Consider the following 20,680-nt stretch of genomic DNA (forward strand, 5'->3'; position numbering starts at 1 on the left):
TCCCAATAATTGGTCACTTTATTCATGGAATATTGATTTATTCTCAACCCATAATAAAAACAAAGTAGCTGAATGATGATTAAATCTGAATATACCCATGAAGTATTTCGTAAAGATATCCATTGTCCGCAAGGTTTATTGGAAAATAAAAACTATGCAGAATTGGAAAATTTTTTCAATGTGTTATGGCAAAGTCGAAGTCATAAATTGCCGCAGCTTTGGGAAAATGAATGGTTTGATCAGCCCAAACAAATGTTTAAGGACATATTCTTAAATCACGGCATAACAGCATTAAAACATATCAATGAATGGCATTTGGCTTTTCCAGAAAGCTTTTTCCCTTATATTGTTCGTGTGCGTTATTGGGCTTTTTGGGCAGCTGAATATCGTGGGCAAGAATGGTCAAGCAGTGTTACAGATGAAATGTGGGATTGTGCAAGAGAGGCGCAAAAGCAATTGTATGCTTCTGCAATGCAAGCTTTTGCATTTAGTGCGGAGACATGGACAATTGCACTGCATTTATTAAATTCGGCAGTTCACTTGGATGAACCTGAATGGTTTGCAGAGTGGATGCTTAAGCGTCGATATCCTTCAAATTTAGTCCATAAAATAAAACCTTCAGCCCAAGCAATGGCGCAAAAAAGTGGCTTAAATCAAGATTTAAAAATTGATTTACCCCAAGATGTGCCTCAACTTTTACAAAAATATCTAAATTTGAAAGAAGAAATTGATTTACCTCAAGCAGATGCCGCTTTTTGGTTAAAAATATTTATAGAAGAATCAGGTTTTGGCTTGCTTGCAGTAAGAGATTATTGCTGGTATCTCTTGCCACGATGGGGACACGATCATCAGGCCATAATTGATTTTGCTCAGTCGGATTGGTGTCAACATTTTAGCGAAATCGAAAAAAGTGAATTAAATTATATCGTGTGGTTTGATACGCTTGATACAAGTTTTGATAAAGATCAAACACTTGAAATAAAAAAATATATCCAAAAAGCCCAAGTAATCTTAAAACGCCCCTTAACGGAACGTAATCGAGCAGTCATCTATTTAAAATTGGCATATTTCTATTATCTGTTAGATGAAAATGATCCAAGAATTTTATCTTGTTATCAAAATGCTGCAGATTATCCTGTATTCGATGAGTATGAGCTTGATCGCGCAATTTATTTTTGGCGACATAATGCTCAAGATTCAGATTTTCTAGGCCGAATTGCATTGTCCAATCGGAAGCGGCTTGCCAGTGCTGCGGTTCTTTATGGTTTTCTATGCCAACATGGTTGGTCTAGTGTTGAAAAAAATCCATTGGTTGCTCAATCTTGGTACGAACAGGCAAAATTATTAGAAGCACCAAAAGCTTATCCTGAAGGGCGCTACTGTTGTTTTTTCCGTGTCGCAAACAATTTTGATGATGATCACGGCTATATTTTTATCATTGATTTATTACATCAAGGTGCAGATTTAGGTTTTGTATATTGTTGCTTTAGCGCGGGTTATATTCATTCTTTGGCTGAACATGCCTTATATGATGTGAATCAAGAATTGTATTATGCAAAAAAAGCAGCTGACCAAGGTCATTATATTGCCATGTATAATATGGGCATACACTATCTAAATTTAAGTATGGATGAAAACCAATCTCAACCTAAAGAATATTTAAAAAAGAGCTTAGGGTATTTTGAACAGAGCCGATTAGGCTTAGAGAAGTCGCAACAAGACCATCGTTATATTAATTCTGATTTGCTGAATGATCTGATTGATATTTATGTCACGCGCTTATTTAATTTTAGCTATTATCCTGAAATTGCAGAGCAAATGATTGCAGTTTTAAAAACAAAAGCACATAAACGCCATATTGCTGCAATGTGTGCGATAGCAAGACTACATTTTGATCTTAAAAATCGACCTCATTATTATGACTATGCTGAAGCAGTTAAGTGGTGTCAGGCGGCTTATCTACAAGATCCAGAGCATGACCTTGTCAAAGAGGTTTTATATGAAATCATGGGAAATACCAAGCGCAGTATCAAAAAGTATAACCAAACAATTGCCAATATTGCTGCTTCAGACATACCTGGACGCCAAGATGTTTTAATTTAGTTGATTTCTATTGATTTATTATTAACACATAAAGTCTAAGGATTTGATCCCTCTAAATTTAGAGTATCAAAATAAGGGCATAAAGCGCATGACATTTAGAAGGGTGAGCGGATTCTAATGTCATGATTTATTTTTAAATTATTCAATAAATTTGATTTGTTTAATGAAGTAAAAAGATTCATCTGCACTAGGACCAGCAACTCGATCTGCATTTTTTTCAAATTGAATATCTGCTTGGACCTTTTTTTCAATATATTCCTTTTTTAAAATTTGACCGCCTGTTTCTTCATCATGGTCAAACCATTGCCCGCACTTTTGATTGCAATATGCGTAAATGGTTTTACCTTGGGTATTTTTTAACAGCAAACCATTGTCATCAACACCACCGCCATTGGTCAGTATATAGTTTTGTGTTTTAGCATAGGCAAAATGACTGAATGAAATACAGGTAAGAACAAACAATATTTTTTTCATCTTTTCCTCAAGATTTAATAAGACTTTATTGTATATACGCGGATATTTTACAACAAAAGGCATGTATTAAAAGAAAAGGTCTGTAAAAACAGACCTTAAAATATTGAGCTTAATGATCATGGTGTAAATATTTCGGCTGTTTAGGGAGTTGCATGCTACAGAAAAGACAAATAATTAGCATGACAATCACGTAAACAAAGAAGCTATTCTCATGACCAATATCTTTTAGCTTTAATGCAACGGCAGGAGCAGAACCACCAAAGATTGCATTACCGACTGCATAGGCAAAACCGACTCCCAAGGCTCGAATATGTGGCGGGAACATTTCTGCTTTAACTAAACCACTAATTGAAGTATAGAAACTGAGTAACATCATTAAGAAGATCAGTAATAACGTCACGATAAAAGCTGAACCACTAAAATACGGCATCGCAATGACCATGACAGGATAGATAAAAATGGCACAGCTGCTACTAAAGAGCATCATTGAAGCACGACGACCGATTTGATCTGCCAGCATCCCGAACAAAGGTTGTGCACACATAAATACAAATAGGGCAATGGTCATCATATAGCCGACCGTTTTGTCGGCAAAACCAAGGCTGGTGATATAGGTTTTTGAATATACTGTGATGATATAAAAACACAATGAACCCGCAGAGGTATAACCAACAACCAGTAGGAAAGTATTCCAGTTCTTGCTGAGTAATTCTTTTAAACTGCCTGAACCCTCTTTTGCACTATCATCTTCAGATAAGGTTTCTTTTAAATGTCGACGCGCAAAGAATGAAAGAATGGCAACGACACCACCAATAACAAATGGAATACGCCAGCCACCGTCCATTAATTGTTCTTTAGACATAAGGGCCAACATAATCACGCCTAAAAGGCTTGCTAAAAGTTGTCCACCCGACAGTGTCACGTACTGAAAAGAGGAATAAAAACCGCGTTGACCTTTTAAAGCAACTTCACTCATATAGGTTGCAACAGTACCATACTCACCACCTACTGAAAGTCCTTGCAACAGTCGTACAGCCAATAATAGAAATGGTGCTGCCATACCGACTTGATCATAAGTTGGGAGTGCTGCAAATAAAAATGAACTGATTGCCATTAAGGTGATAGAAATGATCATGGATTTTTTACGTCCATAGGTATCGCCAATCCAGCCAAAGAGCCAACTGCCTATGGGGCGCATGAAAAAACTAGCAGCAAAGACGCCCCATACATAAATCGCTTTTGTGGAGTCATCCATATCTGGAGCAGTTAATGCGTGGGTGAAATAGGTTGCGAATGCTGCATAAATATAGAAATCAAACCATTCCACCAAGTTACCAGAAGCAGCCCCAACGATAGCCATGACACGATTACGTTTTTCATGTGGCTGATATATATGTGTTTCAGTCATAAAATATCCTTATTATGCTGCTGCGATTTTTATGTCTTGAAAATGTGAAAAATCAAATTTTTTGCATTTCAAACTGTTTGGATTTTGCATTTTGATTTTAAGATTAAAAGATTATACAAATACGGTGTTGGTACAAAAAATACACAGCTTAATACAGCTATATCTATAAATTAATGCACGAATGTTCTTGTATTAATTTGCGTAATATGAGAATTTATTGGTTAATTGTATATTGTAAAAATGAAAAAAATAATTAATTATCAAACTGGGTTTTAGATAGATTTGCTGTATGGGCAAGTTGGAATAGTAATGGAGAATATTTGGAATACACTGTTCCAAAAGGTAAAAAATTATACGCTCGGGAAGGCCCAGCAAAAAAATCTCAATCTCGTTATTTTGAACAAGGAGAAATTTTTCCAAAAATTGAAAATAGTGATTGGGGTGAAACGATTTGGTATTTAGAGATCACCAATAAGCAACAGTGAAATATTTTAAGATTTAACTGCCAGAAATGACGCTTTCATAAAGTGAAACTTGGTTATATTCCAGAACGTCTTATTACATAAAAATCCCATCGAACTGCGTGGGATTTTATACTGATTATTAAGTGAATATATTGGTTTATTGACTTTGCGGCGAGTCTTGTACTGGGGTTGGAATGACAGCCTTTGATTGTTGTCGAGTTAAAGTCAAGTGTGCGATCATGCCAATACAAATTCCCCAGAAAACCGAACTAAATCCTAAAAAATGCATACCCGATACAGTGGCAAGAAAGGTAATGATGGCAGCATCTCGTTGTGTTTCATCTTTCATTGCAATACCAAGATTGGTGGTAATTGCTCCGAGTAAGGCCAATCCAGCAAGTGCTGCAATTAGTTCTTTGGGAAGTATGCTAAATAGCATCACCAAACTGCCTGCAAATAATCCTCCTAAAATATAGAAGATGCCATTGGCAATACCTGCGATATAGCGTTTTTCTTTCAATTCATGCGAATCTTTACCCGTGCAAAGTGCAGCAGTAATCGCTGCTAACACAATCGTGATTCCACCAGTAAAAGCCACAGCAATAGAGGTGATACTGGCTATGCTTAAAATCGGTTTAGCAGGTGTGTCGTAATGATTCAGTTTGAGAATTGCCATACCCGGCAAGAACTGACCCGTTAAACTGACAATTGTAAGTGGAATTGCAAGGTTCAATGTAGAAGACCAGGTCCATTCTGGACGGATCAGAACAGGAACTGCCAATGAAAAATCCATTGGTACTGGATTGATTTTTCCAAAGATAAAACTGAGCGCAATACCTGAAAATAATACCCAAATTATGGCATAGCGAGGTGAAAAGCGTTTTGCCAGTAAAAAGCAGAACAGCATACCAAAAACCACATAGGGCATTGTGTCAGTAGCTTTAAACAGACCTAAACCAAACTGGAACAGAATTCCAGCCATCATTCCTGCTGCCAGCCCTTGTGGTATCCATTTTAAAAGTTTATCAAAAGAACCAGTAATCCCAATGATAAAAATAATGATTGCAGAAGTAATATAGGCTGCAACAACTTCATTCAGAGAAATATGCGGAAATAAAGCCACCAAGAGCGCCGTTCCCGGTGCTGACCATGCGGTAATAATCGGCGTTTTAAACTTAATGGATAAAATGATTCCAGTGATTGCCGCGCCAATAGAGCTCCCCCAGATCCATGATGCCATCATGGTTGAGGAAACATTGGCTTGTTGAGCGGCCTGAAAAAAAATGATCATTGGCCCTGCATAAGAAATCAGTACAGCTAAAAATCCTGCAACTGTCGCTGACAAAGACCAATCTTGTTTTAACATTTTGAACAGGGATGCCATTGGGCAAAGCCTCCATGCATTGAATTTCAATGATCCTGCTACATAAAAAAGAGACCAGTTTTAACCCTGATCACCACCACCTACAGGAACAATAGTACCTGTCATATAAGAGGATTCATCAGACGCAAGAAATAATATTGCATTGACTTGTTCCTGAATCGAACCATAACGGCCCATAAAAGTGCGATCAATGGTTTGATCTACCACATCTTGCATCCATTGTTTTTCATTTTCGGTCAATGCCATAGTATTACGAGGGACTTTACGTGGAGGTGCTTCTGTACCGCCAGTCGCAACAGCATTAACCCGAATACCATCTTTGGCATGTTCAAATGCAAGTGCTGTGGTTAGACCATTTACACCACCTTTTGAGGCTGAATAGGGCACTCGATGAATCCCACATGTTGCAATAGAAGATACATTAACAATGGTACCTTTCTGATTTTTGATCATTTCGGGCAGGACTGCTCGACAACACCATAAGCTTGGAAATAGTGAGCGATGCACTTCTTTGATGATTTCTTCTTCAGAAAACGTTTGAAACGGTTTCATCCAAATTGCACCGCCGACATTGTTAATCAAAATATCAACACGCTTATAGCGTTCAATAGCTTTAGCAACGACAGCTTGAGCACCCGCTAAAGTTTCCAGATCTGCATTGACGGTGATTGCATCACCGCCATTTTTGTTAATTTCAACAAGCACGTCTTCGACATATTCTGAACGGTCAGCCATAACCACATGCGCACCTTCCGCTGCCACTTGTAGGGCGACACCACGACCAATACCTTGTGCGGCACCAGTAACAATGACAACTTTGTTTTTAAATCTTTGGCGATCTGACATTCTTCTCAGCTCCTGAACAGTACGATTTTAGTTTGCAGAGAATTTCTCAAATAAGAAGTTTGCAGGTTTAATCCCTTCAGTATCCAACCAGCCTCGAACAGCTTCAACCATAGGAACAGGACCACATAAATAAACATCGACGTCACCGCCATTTAGCCAGTCATTGTCAATATGACCTGTCACATAACCTTTGCGTTCATGTGTTGATTCAGCATGTGCAACGACTGTACGGTATTCAAACCATGGCAGTTTATTTTGTAGTTCATTGAGCTTTTCAAGTGCTACAAGGTCAAAATCATTGGTTACTCCAAATACTAAGCGCACAGGGTGTTGTGAGCCTTTGTCTTCAAGCACTTGTAACATCGACATAAATGGTGCAATACCTGTACCGCCTGCCAACATAACGACAGGGCGAACTACATTACGAAGGTAAAAACTTCCAAATGGACCAGTAAAGGTCATTTTGTCGCCCGCTTTGGCATTTGCACTTAAAAAGTCACTCATCTTTCCATTTGGAACATTACGTACCACAAAGCCTGTTAAGCGATTTCCGGGTTTTGAACTGAATGAATAAGACCGCGTTTCAGTGGTTTGTGGAATTGCCACATTGACATACTGACCTGCAAGAAAATGAATATCGGGCTGACCTTCATCTAATTGAATATCGAAAGTGATGGTGGAATCAGAGAGCTTTTCCACACGAGATAATGTGCCTTGAAATGCATGAATTTCGGTTTTGCATACTTCAGATGAAGCTTGAATCTGGAATACTGCGTCAGAAGAAGGTCTACATTGGCAGGCCAAGATATAGCCTTGTTCAGCCTCTTCTGGTGTTAAAGCATCTTCAATATAACTTTCTTCAGGCATGTCAAATGAACCAGATTCACAAAAAGCACGACATGTACCGCAAGCACCATCACGGCAATCTAAAGGAATATTGATTTTCTGGCGATATGCTGCATCAGATAAAGTTTCACCTTGTGTAACTGAGATAAAACGCGTTACGCCATCTTCAAATTGAAGAGCAACATTGTGGTTTGACATGGCTGAAAATCCTATAAAAATCTTTAAAACTTTTGAGTGCTTTAGCCAACTTTCCATTTGGCTAAAGCAAACACCTCATATTTTTTACACAATTCGAGATAAAAAATTAGAGGTGGTAAATATCGATGACTTGATTGATGTAGTCATTTTTTAGCACCACATATTTATTCAGAATTTGTGGTTGTGCAGCAGAAAAGTCGATGACATAACGAGACATACCAAAGTAGCTATAACTGTTTTTGTAACGAAAGCTCAGTGTATTCCAGTTAAAGCGGACTGTGACTTTGTCACCATCTCTTTCGATAATTTCAATATTGCTAATATTGTGGCAAGTGCGTGTATCAGGCATGGTTGCCGAAGAACGTTCAGTTTTAATCCGAAAAACACGGTCTTCCAAACCTTGACGGTCAGGGTAATAAATCAAAGAAATTTCAGACTGAGGATCTTCGGTCAAACGATCATCATCATCCCAAGCAGGCATCCAAAAACATGCCGAGGGTGAGTAGCAGGCGAGCCATTGATCCCATTGTTCATCATCTAAAAAACGTGCTTCGCGGTAGAGAAATTGCGCAATATTTTCTAAAGAAACTTGATCGATGTTTGCAGTTGCATTCATGCTGTTGCTCCTTGCTGAGATGTTTCTTGTTGAGCAAGATTTTTTTCAGATTGAATGGCATGTTTCATCATTTCTAACCAGTATTGATGTTGGGCAAGATATAAGCCTTCATCTTCTGTTTTAATACCACTCAGTTTAGGTTTTAAGCCAATTTCATTGGCCGCATCATCAGGTCCTTGAATCCAGTGTTTAGACCCACGGCACATGTCATTCCATTCAAGCTCAATACCAGCATAACCCGCTTGACAGGCACGGAATTCTTCAAGGTCATCAGGGGTTGCCATGCCCGAAGCATTAAAGAAATCTTCATATTGGCGAATACGTCGTGTACGCGCTTCAGGACTTTCACCTACAGGTGCAATACAGTAAATCGTCACTTCAGTTTTATTGACTGAAATTGGACGCAATACACGAATTTGTGAACCAAATTGATCCATGAAATAGACATTTGGATAAAGGCATAAGTTACGTGAACGTTCGATCATCCATTTCGACATTGGCGCACCGAATTTTTCAGTGTACTCATCAGCTTTTGGATAATTAGGACGATCTTCAGGGTTTGCCCATTGAGTCCATAACAGCATATGTCCATGCTCAAAACCGTATGAGCCGCCACCTTGTTTGCCCCAAGCACCTGCACTCATTGCACGTACATTGTCATTTTCTTGCTGTTTTTCTTTACGTTGCTGTGTGGTCGCTGCATAGTTCCAATGTACAGCTGAAACATGATAACCATCTGCACCATTTTCAGCAGTCAGTTTCCAGTTACCTTCATAGGTATAGGTTGAAGCACCACGTAAAACTTCTAAGCCTTGCTCAGATTGATCAACAATCATGTCAATGATTTTGGTTGTTTCACCTAAAAATTCTTCTAAACTTGGTACATCTGGATTTAAACTGCCAAATAAGAAACCTTTATAGCTTTCAAAACGAGCTACTTTTTTCAGATCGTGTGAACCTTCTTTATTGAAGCAGTCTGAATAACCAGCATCGCTTGGATCTTTAACTTTGAGTAGTTTCCCAGAGTTATTAAATGTCCATCCATGGAATGGGCATGTATAAGTCGCTTTATTACCACGCTTATGGCGGCAAAGCTGTGCGCCACGGTGTGAACACGCATTGATCATGGCATTTAATTCACCATTGCGATTACGCGCAATCATAATGGGCTGACGCCCCATAGTGGTGGTGTAATAATCGTTGTTATTTGGAATTTGGCTTTCATGTGCCAAGTAAACCCAGTTGCCTTCAAAGATGTATTTCATTTCTAGGTCAAAAAGGGCTTGATCTGTGAAAACAGAACGATGAAGTTTAAATTCACCCGTTTCAAAATTATCGACTAAAAGTTCGTCAATTCGATCAAGATGGCTGGTATTTATAACAGGAATACGTGGCATATGGGTTCTCCGACTTTCCAAATGAGAGGAAGTCCCCGAAGTGCTGCAATTGTGCAAACATTTCGGTTCCGTGCGTGTGGGTTTAAGCGCTTGCGCGACGACGATCTACTTCTGTAGATGGTGCTTTAGATTGTTCTTTTACCAGTGCTACATTGAATGAAATCCGTTTAAATGGTTTGTTGAGACCACGACGGGCAATTTCAGCTTCATCACTGATATCAATAGCTGTTGCCACTAAGCCATCACGTGTTGCAAAAGCAAAATCATCCCAAAGGTATTGATCACCTTCGATGTTGAATTGTGTGGTTAATTTGCGATAGCCGGGTGCAGATACGAAATAATGCACATGAGATGGGCGGTTACCATGGCGGCCTAATTTGTTCAGTACAAACTGAGTCGTCCCTTGTGGTGGACAGCCATAGCCAACAGGCATAGTTGTTTGTGCAACGTACTGACCATTGCTATCAGTCAATATGCTACGGCGTAGATTAAAATCTGACTGTGATTTATCAAAGAAAGAGTAATTACCTAAACTGTTGGCATGCCAAATTTCAACTTTAGCATTTGGGATAAGATTGCCATCTGTGTCTGTTACTGTACCTTCAATAAATAGGGTGTCGATTTTATCGCTCTCTGAACCATCGTCCATGCGAGAAAAGCCGACGGACTCAGGCGCACCAGCGACATATAATGGGCCTTCAATGGTGCGTGGTGTGCCACCTGTGATACCTGCTTTTGCATCTGCTTCATCAGCACGTAAATCCAAATAATGTTCCAAACCTAAACCCGCTGCTAAAAGACCAAGTTCATTGGCTTGACCTGCATCAGTAAAATATTCTAGGCCTTTCCATAATTCACTTTGTGAAATGTCTAAATCTTCAATGGCTTGAAACAAGTCAGCTAATAAACGTACCACTACTTGTTGTACACGTGTATCGACTGCACCTGTTGCAGTGTCTACATTCATTTGTTTGACCAAAGTATCGATTTCTTGACGGTTCATACTAGATCTCCTGCAGTATGCGTGGTTTGGCATTGCATACGAAAAAAATCGTTTGAAACTTTGCTACCCACTTTCCATGTTCTTCATGTGCGAGATTTAAAGCTTGAACTGATAAAAGTGATTCATTGGGCTAACAGAATGAGATTCTTTGGCTGGCTGTGAATATCAAAAGTTTTACAGTCTTGCTTTACATCTTGCTTTTGATATACCTTAAAAGAATGGATGATCGCTGTCTAAGATCAAATTTGCATTTTTTTATATCTTAAAGGTATGGAGTTTGAGATGGAACTCAGGCATTTGCGCTATTTTGTTGCTGTTGTAGAAGAACAAAGTTTTACCAAAGCAGCAGAAAAGCTTTATATTGCTCAGCCTCCACTGAGCAGACAGATTCAAAACCTTGAAGGTGAATTGGGTATCGCGCTTTTTGAACGTGGAAGCCGTCCGTTAAAAACCACAGAAGCGGGGCAATTTTTTTATCAACATGCTGTTAAACTTTTGTCTAATGCCGAAGAAGTAAAGTCCATGACCAAGCGAATTGGCTTGATCGAAAAAACCGTAACAATGGGGTTTGTGGGTTCTTTATTGTATGGTTTATTACCCAAAATCGTTTATATGTTCCGTCAACAACAGCCGCATTTAAAAATTGAGCTGATTGAAATGAGTACCAAAGATCAAATTCAGGCGCTTAAAGAAGGGCGTATTGATGTTGGATTTGGACGTTTAAGAATTTCTGATCCTGCCATTAGGCGAGTTTTGTTACGAGAGGAGCCATTAATGTTGGCTGTCCATATCAGTCATCATCTCGCTACAGATTCTAAAGGCACTTATTTTGCCGATATTGAAGATGAGAACTTATTCCTTTACCCAAGTCACCCTAAGCCCAATTTTTCCACTCAAGTACGTCATCTGTTTTCCGAGCATGGTCTAGATCCTAAGAATCTAAAAGAAGTTCGAGAAATTCAACTGGCTTTGGGATTGGTTGCTGCAGGTGAAGGGGTATGTATTGTGCCCGAGAGTGCAAAGACCATTCAATTGCCGAATTTAATCTATATCCCATTGTTAGATAGCTCTGCAAAAAGCCCAATCTTTATGGCAATACGTTGTATGGATGAAAGTGAAAATATTCGGTCTTTATTTGATTGTATTTATCAGGTTTATGGTTTAGAAGGCTTTCAATATGATCGTGCGAGCTTTACGACCATCTATTAAACCGCTGTCATCAATCAAAAAATGCGCATATATTGTTAATAAATTAGCATTGAAAGTTCCTTCTCCCTTTGGGAGAAGGCTAGGAAGAGGGTACTTTTATATCGATTTATGATTTAAAAAGGGACTTAGGATAGAAATCCATTCAGTTCAATCATTGAATGAAAAGTTATTTATAGATGTTGTTTTGTGTGAAAAGTAACATATTGAAAAATCAGAACAAGTCGATTGATTTATTCTAAAACTCTAAAAATATCGAGATAATCATTAAAATAAAAAATAAATCATTAAAAATATAAAGCTCGATTTCTTTAATAATTCTTTTTAATCCCTTGTTTATTCATCAAAAAATATTAAACCGACTTTTAAGGTATGGATATATATGCAATCGGTTTTGGACAAAAAATAACAGCTGCCTCATTGTTTGAAAAAATTTCGTAGCGTTTCACCGCAGGAGGCAAAAGTGCAAACGAGCAAACTAAATATTAATCGCATCGTGGATGAAGCAAAATTCACCCCTTTTCATTGGGGGGTTCTATTGTGGTGTTTATTAATTATTATTTTTGATGGATATGATCTGGTTATTTATGGCGTAGCTTTACCTTTATTGATGCAAGAGTGGGGCTTAACTGCTGTACAAGCAGGCTTGCTGGCCAGTACAGCACTTTTTGGCATGATGTTTGGTGCAATGAGTTTTGGAACACTGTCTGATAAGTTGGGCCGTAAAAAAACCATCATGATTTGTGTGGCTATTTTTAGTGGATTTACTTTTCTCGGTGCATTTGCATCAACACCTGTTGAATTTGGAATTCTCAGATTTTTAGCAGGACTTGGTATTGGTGGTGTGATGCCGAACGTGGTGGCTTTAATGACTGAGTATGCGCCTAAACGTATACGTAGCACACTGGTCGCTGTTATGTTTAGTGGCTATGCCATTGGTGGTATGACATCTGCCTTGCTGGGTGCTTGGCTGGTGGTCGATTATGGTTGGAAAATCATGTTTTATATCGCGATTATCCCATTCTTAGCTTTACCCCTTATTTGGAAGTTTTTACCTGAATCATTGATGTTTCTAACTCACCAAGGCAAGACCGATCAAGTGCGAGAAGTGGTACAGAAAATTGCACCGCAGCAACAGATCCATTCCTCGACTCAATTTGAATTAAATGAAGTCACCGCTGGTGATGAAGCACCGTTACGTGCATTGTTTCAGCAAGGCCGTCGATCAAGCACAGTAATGTTCTGGATTGCTTTCTTTATGTGTTTATTGATGGTTTATGCACTCGGAAGTTGGTTGCCTAAATTAATGATCCAAGCAGGCTATTCACTGGGTGCAAGTATGATCTTCTTATTTGCATTAAATATTGGTGGCATGGTTGGTGCAATTGGTGGTGGTGCTTTGGCGGATAAATTTCATATTAAACCCGTATTGACCATAATGTTTACGGTTGGTGCGATTGCGCTCATTTTCCTTGGTTTTAAAAGCCCACAATTCATTCTCTATACCTTGATTGCAATTGCTGGTGCAGCAACCATTGGTTCACAAATTTTACTCTATACCTTTGTTGCACAATTTTATCCAGCAACAGTACGTTCTACAGGTATGGGGTGGGCATCAGGCATTGGACGAATTGGTGCCATTGTTGGACCAGTCTTAACAGGTGCATTGTTGACCCTAGAGTTACCTCACCAAATGAATTTTCTTGTTATTGCTGTCCCAGGATTTATTGCAGCACTGGCGATATTCTTTGTGAATTTAAATGCTTCAGTGGAAAAAACTCAAACGGCCGAAGCCCCAACAGCTCAGAAAAATATTGTTGGAAATACAATTAACTAAGCTCGTAAACCAAACTCACGCACAAACTGACTTGGTATTTCAGCCTGAATCATGAGGATTAAGGCTGGTTCAAAATAATCAGTCGTAGAGAATAGGATGCTTTCTACAATGAAAAAATTTAACTACAACATCATTTTGGTGTCAATGGGATTACTTAGCCTAAATATGGCGCATGCAGATTCGATGACAGAAGTTGAACAGTTACGTAATGAAGTTAAACAATTACGTGAAATGATTGAACAACAGCAACACATGCAAAATAAGCAAATTGTGGCATTGGAAAATAATGTTAAAGCGGCACAGGTTGTATCGCAGGCAAAAGATCAAAGCTTTGCACGAACAAAAGCAGGTGCAGAAGTAACACTATATGGGAATATCCGTGCGGATCTATTGTATCAGTCGGAAGGTGGAAGTGCCGATCGACTGTATAATCAGATCAATAGCGTACCGCTTAAAGGCCATAATGAAAGTAGTGATCAATTAAAATCAACACTTGCTGCGACTCGTTTAGGTTTAGATTTTAAAACTGCTGACAAAGATATTTCAGGAAAAATAGAAGTTGATTTCTTGGGTGCGAATGATGGACTTAGAATTCGCCATGCCTATTTTAATTATGGTCAGTGGTTGATTGGTCAAACATGGTCTAACTTTGCAATTCCCGATTATATGCCAGAAACAATTGATGCTTTAGGTTATGTGGGGGGCGCTGTTAAACGAGATGCACAAATTCGTTATACCCATAAATTTAATGCAGAAACACAGCTGGTAACGGCTTTGGAAGATTCCAAAGATGCCTTATCGAATATGCGGATCCCGGTTTTATCAACTCGACTAAATCAATCATTTGCTGATCGGGCGGGTGCATTGAGTTTGCGAGGCATGGTTAGTGAAAAGAGGACTGTTGCTGATAATGAACTCGCTTGGGGTATTGGACTTGGAGCAAAATACGACATTTCTGCAAAAACCACACTTAAAGCTGATTATTATCATGTTAAAGGTGATTCCAGTTTAGTGTCATGGACGAACCAAGGCTTTGCTATAGATGCCAATAAAAATATTATGGCGCTGAATCAATTTGACTCAATCACTGTGGGGCTGACGCAACAGTTTAACTCACAATGGCGAGGCACATTGGGATATGGCTATATGAAAGCAGATGAAAATCAGGATTATATTCGATATTTGAGTGATCCGACCAAAGCCAATAAAACACTTTGGCAAGCTTGGGCCAATGTATTTTATAGCCCGAAAAAACCGTTAAGTTTTGGTCTGGAATATGTTTATGGTGAGCGTAAAGCCTTTGTTGCAGCGCCTAATGGACAGGATACAGGTGAGGATAATCGTTTTAATGCGGTTGCGATCTATAATTTCTAAGTTATCCGTAGCAGTATGATCACCAAAGAAGCCCTGTTTAATATGCGTTAAACAGGGCTTCTGAAATTCAATTAAGCGGATTCTTTTAAAAATAAACGGATTGCTTGGCTAAATTTCACGGGTTCTGTAATAAGCGGCGTATGCCCTGAACGTTTAAAAATAATATTTTTCGCATTGGCCAAACTGTCAGAAATTTGCATTTGACCTTCAGCAGGATAGAGTGATGACTTTTCCCCAATAAAGAATGTAGTTGGACATTCCAATTGTGAAATTGCCTGACGATAATCTTCATCATGGTTTAGATAATTATCTATATACCAAGTTAAATAATCCATTCGACGAATAGGCAATAAATGTTTTTGTAATTGTGGATGTTTAAGCGCCAAATTAAACATAAATGGGCTTAATTTATTACTGCCTTGAATTTTAATAAAATTTAACCAAATTTGAATCAGTTCAGTTCGTGGTTCAATCGGTAACTCATCAACAAAACGATAGTTTGAATATTGATGTAAAAAATCAGAGAAGTCTTTTAGCAATCTTTTAATTTTAAAATATTTTTTCCCAAATAAACCAAATTCCCATGTTTCATCCGTTGGAATTTTAGGGGTTTGATCAATGTGTAGATAAGCTTTGAGTTTTTCAGCCAAATTGCCATATTGCATCCCATGCATGGCAGTGGTTGCTCCCATGGAATAACCCATAAGAATAAAATGATCTAAATTTAACTGGTCAATTAAGCTTTCAAGATCACGCCAATGGTTGGTAATCGCATCGATTTCTTGAGGGATCTTACAGGTTCTAGAGCCACCAAAGCCACGCCAATCTGGGATATAAAATTTATAATGTTTAATATTAGGCAGTAAAAAGGGAAGCCATTGCCAACTATGCATACCTAAACCAGACAGAACCAGTACAGGTTCACCCTGACCAATTTCACGAACAAATAATTTTTCGCCATCTGGCATTGTATAGTGTGGCATGCAGTTTCCTATGAATTCTCTTTATTCTCAAACGCTTTAAGCTGTGGGATGACTTGGTCGAGCCAATTGATCCAGCCCATTTCTAAGTCTATACCCAATTGTAAAATCATTTTGTGAATATATAAAGTTCGATCCAGTTGCTCGATTTGTTCAAAATCTTTGGAAAAAATCTGGCGGTATAGTTTTAAATTTTCACGATGTAATTCTAAATGACGCTCAAGTTCAGGTAAAACAGTATTTCCACCAAATTGTGCTTCTGCTCGTAAGCGAACCATAATTTCTTCACGTAGCTGGGCAGGTTGGCCTTGTTTGACCATCCAGTCAGCCAGTTCGACCCGTCCAAGTTGCTCAACTTGATAGGTTTTTTTTCGGCCATGATCAGACTGATCTTCAAGGGTGGAAATCCAGCCTTTCTTTTGCATACCGTTAAGTTCACGGTAGATTTGTTGATGCGTTGCATTCCAGAAGAATCCCATAGATCGGTCAAAGCGTCGTGCCAATTCAAAACCTGTACTTGGCTTCTCTATCAGACTGGTCAATAAAACATGGGCTAATGACATTGTGTAATATCACATCAACAAAATGAATATAAAGTCATTATGCAACATGTTGCATAAAAATCAAATCTCGATTATAAATACTCACACTATGCAACTTGTTGCATTAAACAGATATGAAGTGTCATTTAACAGATTGATAGCTAGCGAGAGCACGCCAAGGGAGTTCACATGTCTAATTATCCGCATTTACTTGCGCCTTTAGATTTAGGCTTTACCACATTAAAAAACCGTGTATTGATGGGTTCAATGCATGTTGGACTAGAAGAAGTTCAAGGTGGATATGAACGTATGGCTGCATTTTATGCAGAACGTGCAGCAGGTGGCGTTGGCTTAATTGTGACGGGTGGTATCTCGCCCAATGATCATGGGGTAACATTCTTTGGTGGTTCAAAACTGGATCATTTAGAAGAAGCAGAAAAACATAAGGTCATTACCAAAGCTGTGCATGATGCTGGCGGTAAAATTGCACTGCAAATTTTACATACAGGTCGTTACTCTTATCAGCCTGAAAATGTTGCACCATCCGCGATACAAGCGCCAATCAATCCAACTAAACCGCATGCTTTAACTTCAGCAGAAGTTCATCAAACCATTGCAGACTTTGCCAACTGTGCAAAATTGTCACAAATCGCAGGTTATGATGGTGTGGAAATCATGGGATCAGAAGGTTATCTGATTAATGAGTTTATTGCTGCACGTACCAATCACCGTGATGATGAATGGGGTGGGAGCTATGAAAATCGTATCCGTTTCCCGATTGAAATTGTCAGAAGAACACGTCAGGAAGTCGGCGAAAACTTCATCATTATCTATCGTTTATCTATGCTGGATTTGGTTGAAGGCGGCTCTACACTTGAGGAAGTGATTCAACTTGCGAAAGAAATTGAAAAAGCCGGTGCAACCATTATCAATACTGGAATTGGTTGGCATGAAGCACGTATTCCAACCATTGCCACCAAAGTACCGCGTGCCGCATTTACTTGGGTGACTAAAAAATTAAAAGGTTCCGTCAAAGTTCCTTTAATTACCTCGAACCGTATCAATACGCCTGAAATGGCTGAGCATGTCTTGGCTCAAGGCGATGCTGATATTATTTCGATGGCGCGCCCAATGCTTGCAGATTCGCATTTTGTATTGAAAGCTGAACAAGGTCGTGCTGATGAGATCAATACCTGTATCGGTTGTAACCAAGCTTGCTTAGATCATATTTTTTCAATGAAAATTGCAACGTGTTTGGTCAATCCACGTGCATGTTATGAAACTGAACTTATTTTTAAAGAATCGCCAGTAGCTAAAAATATTGCTGTGATTGGAGCAGGTCCAGCAGGACTTAGTTTTGCAACATATGCAGCTGATCGTGGACACAAAGTTACAATCTTTGAAGCATCTAATCAGATTGGTGGTCAGTTTAATATTGCAAAAACCATTCCTGGCAAAGAAGAGTTCTATGAAACTTTACGTTATTTTAAACGTAAAATTGAATTACAACCGAATATCAAACTGGTACTTAACCATACTGCAAGCTATGAAGAATTAGCGACAGGTGACTTTGATGATGTTGTGGTGGCTACAGGTGTAACGCCTCGTCATTTAAATATTGAAGGTATCGATCATCCAAAAGTTTTGTCATATATCGAGGTTTTACGTGAGCGTAAACCTGTCGGTAAAAAAGTAGCAATTATTGGTGCAGGCGGTATTGGTTTTGATACTGCTGAATATCTTTCCCATGAAGGCGAGAGTGGCAGCTTAAATCCACAAAAATTCTATGATGAATGGGGAATTGATACATCGTATGAACATGTGGGTGGCTTGAAACAACCTGAGATCGAACAATCTCCTCGTGAAATCTATTTACTGCAACGTAAAGCCAAATCTGTTGGCGCTGGTTTAGGTAAAACAACAGGTTGGATTCATCGTACTGGTTTAAAACATCGCCATGTCAATATGATTCCTGGTGCAAGTTACGACAAGATTGATGATCAGGGCTTACATATTACAGTTGGCGAAAAAACCATGATTTTAGATGTCGACAATGTGGTGATTTGTGCAGGCCAAGAACCCTATACAGCAATGTTTGATCAACTCCAAGCTGATGGAAAATCTGTACATTTGATTGGTGGTGCGAAAGAAGCGGGTGAGTTAGATGCGAAGCGTGCAATTCGCCAAGGTGCTGAATTAGCAGCTGTGATTTAAAAGGATTAACGCTGTTTGAACTCCTTCTCTTTAAGCCATGTGTAGTGCGAAGCATGCTGCGAGAGAAGGGATTTTATGAATGATCTTTAAAAATGATGGACATAAATTCAAAGTATTTCAAATCAAAGGGATATATAAAAATGAGCTATACAAATACCAAGCCTGCAATTCAAAAATGGCACAACATGCTGGAAAGTCGAGACATGAGTCTTTTAAATGAATTATTGGCAGACGATGTGGTCTTTCGTTCACCTGTGGCTTATAACCCCTATGAAGGTAAGCAAGTGGTCTTTTTCATTTTAAGCAATGTGATTCAAATTTTTGAAAACTTTACATATCATCGAGAATTTTTTACAGAGGATGAGCAAAGTGTTGTTTTAGAATTTTCTGCCAATGTGGGTGAAAAAAAATTAAAAGGGATTGATATGATTCGTTTTAATGAACAGGGTCAAATTGTTGATTTTGAAGTGATGATTCGACCAAAAAGTGGTTTAGAAGCATTGGCTGCTCAAATGGGGCAACGTATGGCCAGCTTTATACCTAAAACCTAATTGTGTATATACTGCAATAAATAAAATTAAGCGTGAAAAATTTCTTAATTTTTAAAATGATGATGAGTGATAAAAGAGTTGAGGTGGAAAATGTCTGTATTACATAAGTTTACTGAGATTAGCCAAGATTTATTGGATCAAGTGACAGGTGCTGAATTACCAAAGCTGTATTTTAATCAGCAAGGAAAAATGTCTGAGATTATCAAGAAACTGCCTTAACTACAGGATAAATATCGTCCTACACCATGGCTCAGCAATACCCATGCTCACCTGTTATATTTTGATTTAATTAAGAAAAAATCCATTAAGCTGGACTATGATCGAATTGATCAGCTGACCATGCAAGATGGTGGGGTCACGGCAATTGCTTGGTATGGCTACGATTTACCACAAGAAACCCCAACTATCGTGATTATGCATACGATTACAGGTACACCTGACAGTATGCGTGAATTGGTCAAAGATCTACATGAATATACAGGATGGCGTATTGCATTATGTCTACGCCGTGGGCATGCGGGCTTACCTATGCCTGTTCCACTAATGTCGATTTTTGGTTCAACCTCTGACTTAAAAGAGCAATTGGCTTCGATTCAAAACACGTTTCCACAATCTGATCTTTATGCAGTTGGTTCTTCCGCTGGTACAGGCCTACTTGTGCGTTATCTTGGCGAACAAGGCCTAGATACACCTTTTAAAGCGGCTTTTGCCATGTGCCCTGGTTATGATACTGAGCTTGGATTTCAAAATGTCCATCCTTTCTACACCAAAGTCATGACCAAAAAATTGTTTAAGGCATTTATTAAGCCTTATGAACAAATCTGGACACCATTACATTCTGTACAAAATGTTTTACAAACGAAAACCCTACAAGAGTTTCAGACTGAATATTTTGAAATGGCTGGATTTTCAGATTATGAAAGCTATTCAAAAGCCACCAATCCAATTTATGTATTTGAAAATGTTAAAATTCCATTAATGATTCTAAACTCAGAAGATGATCCTGTATGTTCAATCAAGAATTTAGAACCGTTTAAAGAAACCATTCAAAATATGGATAATGTTGTGGTGGTGACAACCAAAAAGGGCAGTCATTGTGGTTTTTATGAAGGTCTTAATACCAAATCTTGGGCTTCGCGTTTAATGGCTGATTTTTTAAGACAGTATTCATGATGATACGCACTATCAATAAATATTTATTTAAGTTAAAAAAAACTGACAGATCAAACTATTATCA

General features: G+C 38.6%; 17 protein-coding genes and 1 pseudogene. 8 read left to right on the forward strand and 10 right to left on the reverse strand.

Annotated features, from left to right (window positions below):
• Positions 1-72 precede the first annotated feature (72 nt).
• Positions 73-2,103, forward strand: coding sequence for a DUF4034 domain-containing protein (locus tag F981_RS06800; protein WP_004719882.1), 2,031 nt, complete (start codon positions 73-75; stop codon positions 2,101-2,103).
• A gap of 138 nt (positions 2,104-2,241) precedes the next feature.
• Here the strand turns inward: F981_RS06800 and F981_RS06805 are convergent, their stop codons facing one another.
• On the reverse strand, positions 2,242-2,577 hold the full coding sequence (locus tag F981_RS06805; protein WP_004719884.1) for a hypothetical protein: 336 nt from the start codon (positions 2,575-2,577) through the stop codon (positions 2,242-2,244).
• 109 nt (positions 2,578-2,686) lie between these two features.
• Positions 2,687-3,985, reverse strand: coding sequence for an MFS transporter (locus tag F981_RS06810; RefSeq protein ID WP_004719886.1), 1,299 nt, complete (start codon positions 3,983-3,985; stop codon positions 2,687-2,689).
• Positions 3,986-4,305: 320 nt separating this feature from the next.
• On the opposite strand from F981_RS06810, the gene F981_RS23870 reads away from it, so the two are divergent.
• On the forward strand, positions 4,306-4,470 hold the full coding sequence (locus F981_RS23870) for a hypothetical protein (RefSeq protein WP_004719888.1): 165 nt from the start codon (positions 4,306-4,308) through the stop codon (positions 4,468-4,470).
• A gap of 136 nt (positions 4,471-4,606) precedes the next feature.
• Here the strand turns inward: F981_RS23870 and benE are convergent, their stop codons facing one another.
• The 6 genes from benE to catA form a co-directional block, all read right to left on the reverse strand.
• Entirely contained in the window at positions 4,607-5,833 is a 1,227-nt protein-coding gene (benE, locus tag F981_RS06815) for a benzoate/H(+) symporter BenE (protein ID WP_004719890.1), read from the reverse strand.
• A gap of 60 nt (positions 5,834-5,893) precedes the next feature.
• Positions 5,894-6,679 carry a benzoate diol dehydrogenase BenD gene (gene benD, locus F981_RS06820; protein WP_004719893.1) on the reverse strand — a complete coding sequence of 262 codons (786 nt, stop codon included), beginning with the start codon at positions 6,677-6,679 and terminating at the stop codon, positions 5,894-5,896.
• A 27-nt stretch (positions 6,680-6,706) separates the two neighbouring features.
• Positions 6,707-7,723 carry a benzoate 1,2-dioxygenase electron transfer component BenC gene (gene benC, locus F981_RS06825; RefSeq protein ID WP_004719894.1) on the reverse strand — a complete coding sequence of 339 codons (1,017 nt, stop codon included), beginning with the start codon at positions 7,721-7,723 and terminating at the stop codon, positions 6,707-6,709.
• Between the two features lie 106 nt (positions 7,724-7,829).
• Positions 7,830-8,339 (reverse strand): benzoate 1,2-dioxygenase small subunit, encoded by a 510-nt coding sequence (gene benB, locus F981_RS06830; protein ID WP_004719895.1) that lies wholly within the window; start codon positions 8,337-8,339, stop codon positions 7,830-7,832.
• Positions 8,336-9,736: a benzoate 1,2-dioxygenase large subunit gene (benA, locus tag F981_RS06835; RefSeq protein ID WP_004719896.1), complete on the reverse strand. Its 1,401-nt coding sequence runs from the start codon at positions 9,734-9,736 to the stop codon at positions 8,336-8,338. The genes benB and benA overlap by 4 nt, the downstream gene beginning before the upstream one ends.
• A gap of 82 nt (positions 9,737-9,818) precedes the next feature.
• Positions 9,819-10,739: a catechol 1,2-dioxygenase gene (gene catA, locus F981_RS06840; RefSeq protein ID WP_004719897.1), complete on the reverse strand. Its 921-nt coding sequence runs from the start codon at positions 10,737-10,739 to the stop codon at positions 9,819-9,821.
• Between the two features lie 282 nt (positions 10,740-11,021).
• Between catA and F981_RS06845 the strand changes: the two genes are divergently transcribed.
• The 3 genes from F981_RS06845 to F981_RS06855 all read left to right on the forward strand — a co-directional run bounded on the left by F981_RS06845 (position 11,022) and on the right by F981_RS06855 (position 15,156).
• Positions 11,022-11,948, forward strand: a complete 927-nt coding sequence (locus F981_RS06845; RefSeq protein ID WP_004719898.1) for a LysR family transcriptional regulator — start codon at positions 11,022-11,024, stop codon at positions 11,946-11,948.
• 460 nt (positions 11,949-12,408) lie between these two features.
• Positions 12,409-13,782, forward strand: coding sequence for an MFS transporter (locus F981_RS06850; protein ID WP_004719899.1), 1,374 nt, complete (start codon positions 12,409-12,411; stop codon positions 13,780-13,782).
• A 108-nt stretch (positions 13,783-13,890) separates the two neighbouring features.
• Positions 13,891-15,156 (forward strand): DcaP family trimeric outer membrane transporter, encoded by a 1,266-nt coding sequence (locus tag F981_RS06855; protein ID WP_016539674.1) that lies wholly within the window; start codon positions 13,891-13,893, stop codon positions 15,154-15,156.
• 71 nt (positions 15,157-15,227) lie between these two features.
• Here the strand turns inward: F981_RS06855 and F981_RS06860 are convergent, their stop codons facing one another.
• Positions 15,228-16,139, reverse strand: a complete 912-nt coding sequence (locus F981_RS06860; protein WP_004719901.1) for an alpha/beta fold hydrolase — start codon at positions 16,137-16,139, stop codon at positions 15,228-15,230.
• 8 nt (positions 16,140-16,147) lie between these two features.
• Complete coding sequence (locus F981_RS06865; RefSeq protein WP_004719902.1) at positions 16,148-16,699, reverse strand: PadR family transcriptional regulator; 552 nt, start codon at positions 16,697-16,699, stop codon at positions 16,148-16,150.
• A 168-nt stretch (positions 16,700-16,867) separates the two neighbouring features.
• Here F981_RS06865 and F981_RS06870 point away from each other — a divergent pair, with 168 nt between their 5' ends.
• From F981_RS06870 to F981_RS06880, 3 genes and pseudogenes are all read left to right on the forward strand, one after another.
• Positions 16,868-18,892: an NADPH-dependent 2,4-dienoyl-CoA reductase gene (locus F981_RS06870; protein ID WP_004719904.1), complete on the forward strand. Its 2,025-nt coding sequence runs from the start codon at positions 16,868-16,870 to the stop codon at positions 18,890-18,892.
• Positions 18,893-19,032: 140 nt separating this feature from the next.
• On the forward strand, positions 19,033-19,443 hold the full coding sequence (locus F981_RS06875; protein WP_004719906.1) for a nuclear transport factor 2 family protein: 411 nt from the start codon (positions 19,033-19,035) through the stop codon (positions 19,441-19,443).
• A 90-nt stretch (positions 19,444-19,533) separates the two neighbouring features.
• Positions 19,534-20,616 (forward strand): annotated as a pseudogene (locus F981_RS06880) (YheT family hydrolase).
• Positions 20,617-20,680 lie beyond the last annotated feature (64 nt).

The sequence above is a fragment of the Acinetobacter guillouiae CIP 63.46 genome (assembly GCF_000368145.1).
Taxonomy (GTDB): Bacteria; Pseudomonadota; Gammaproteobacteria; order Pseudomonadales; family Moraxellaceae; genus Acinetobacter; species Acinetobacter guillouiae.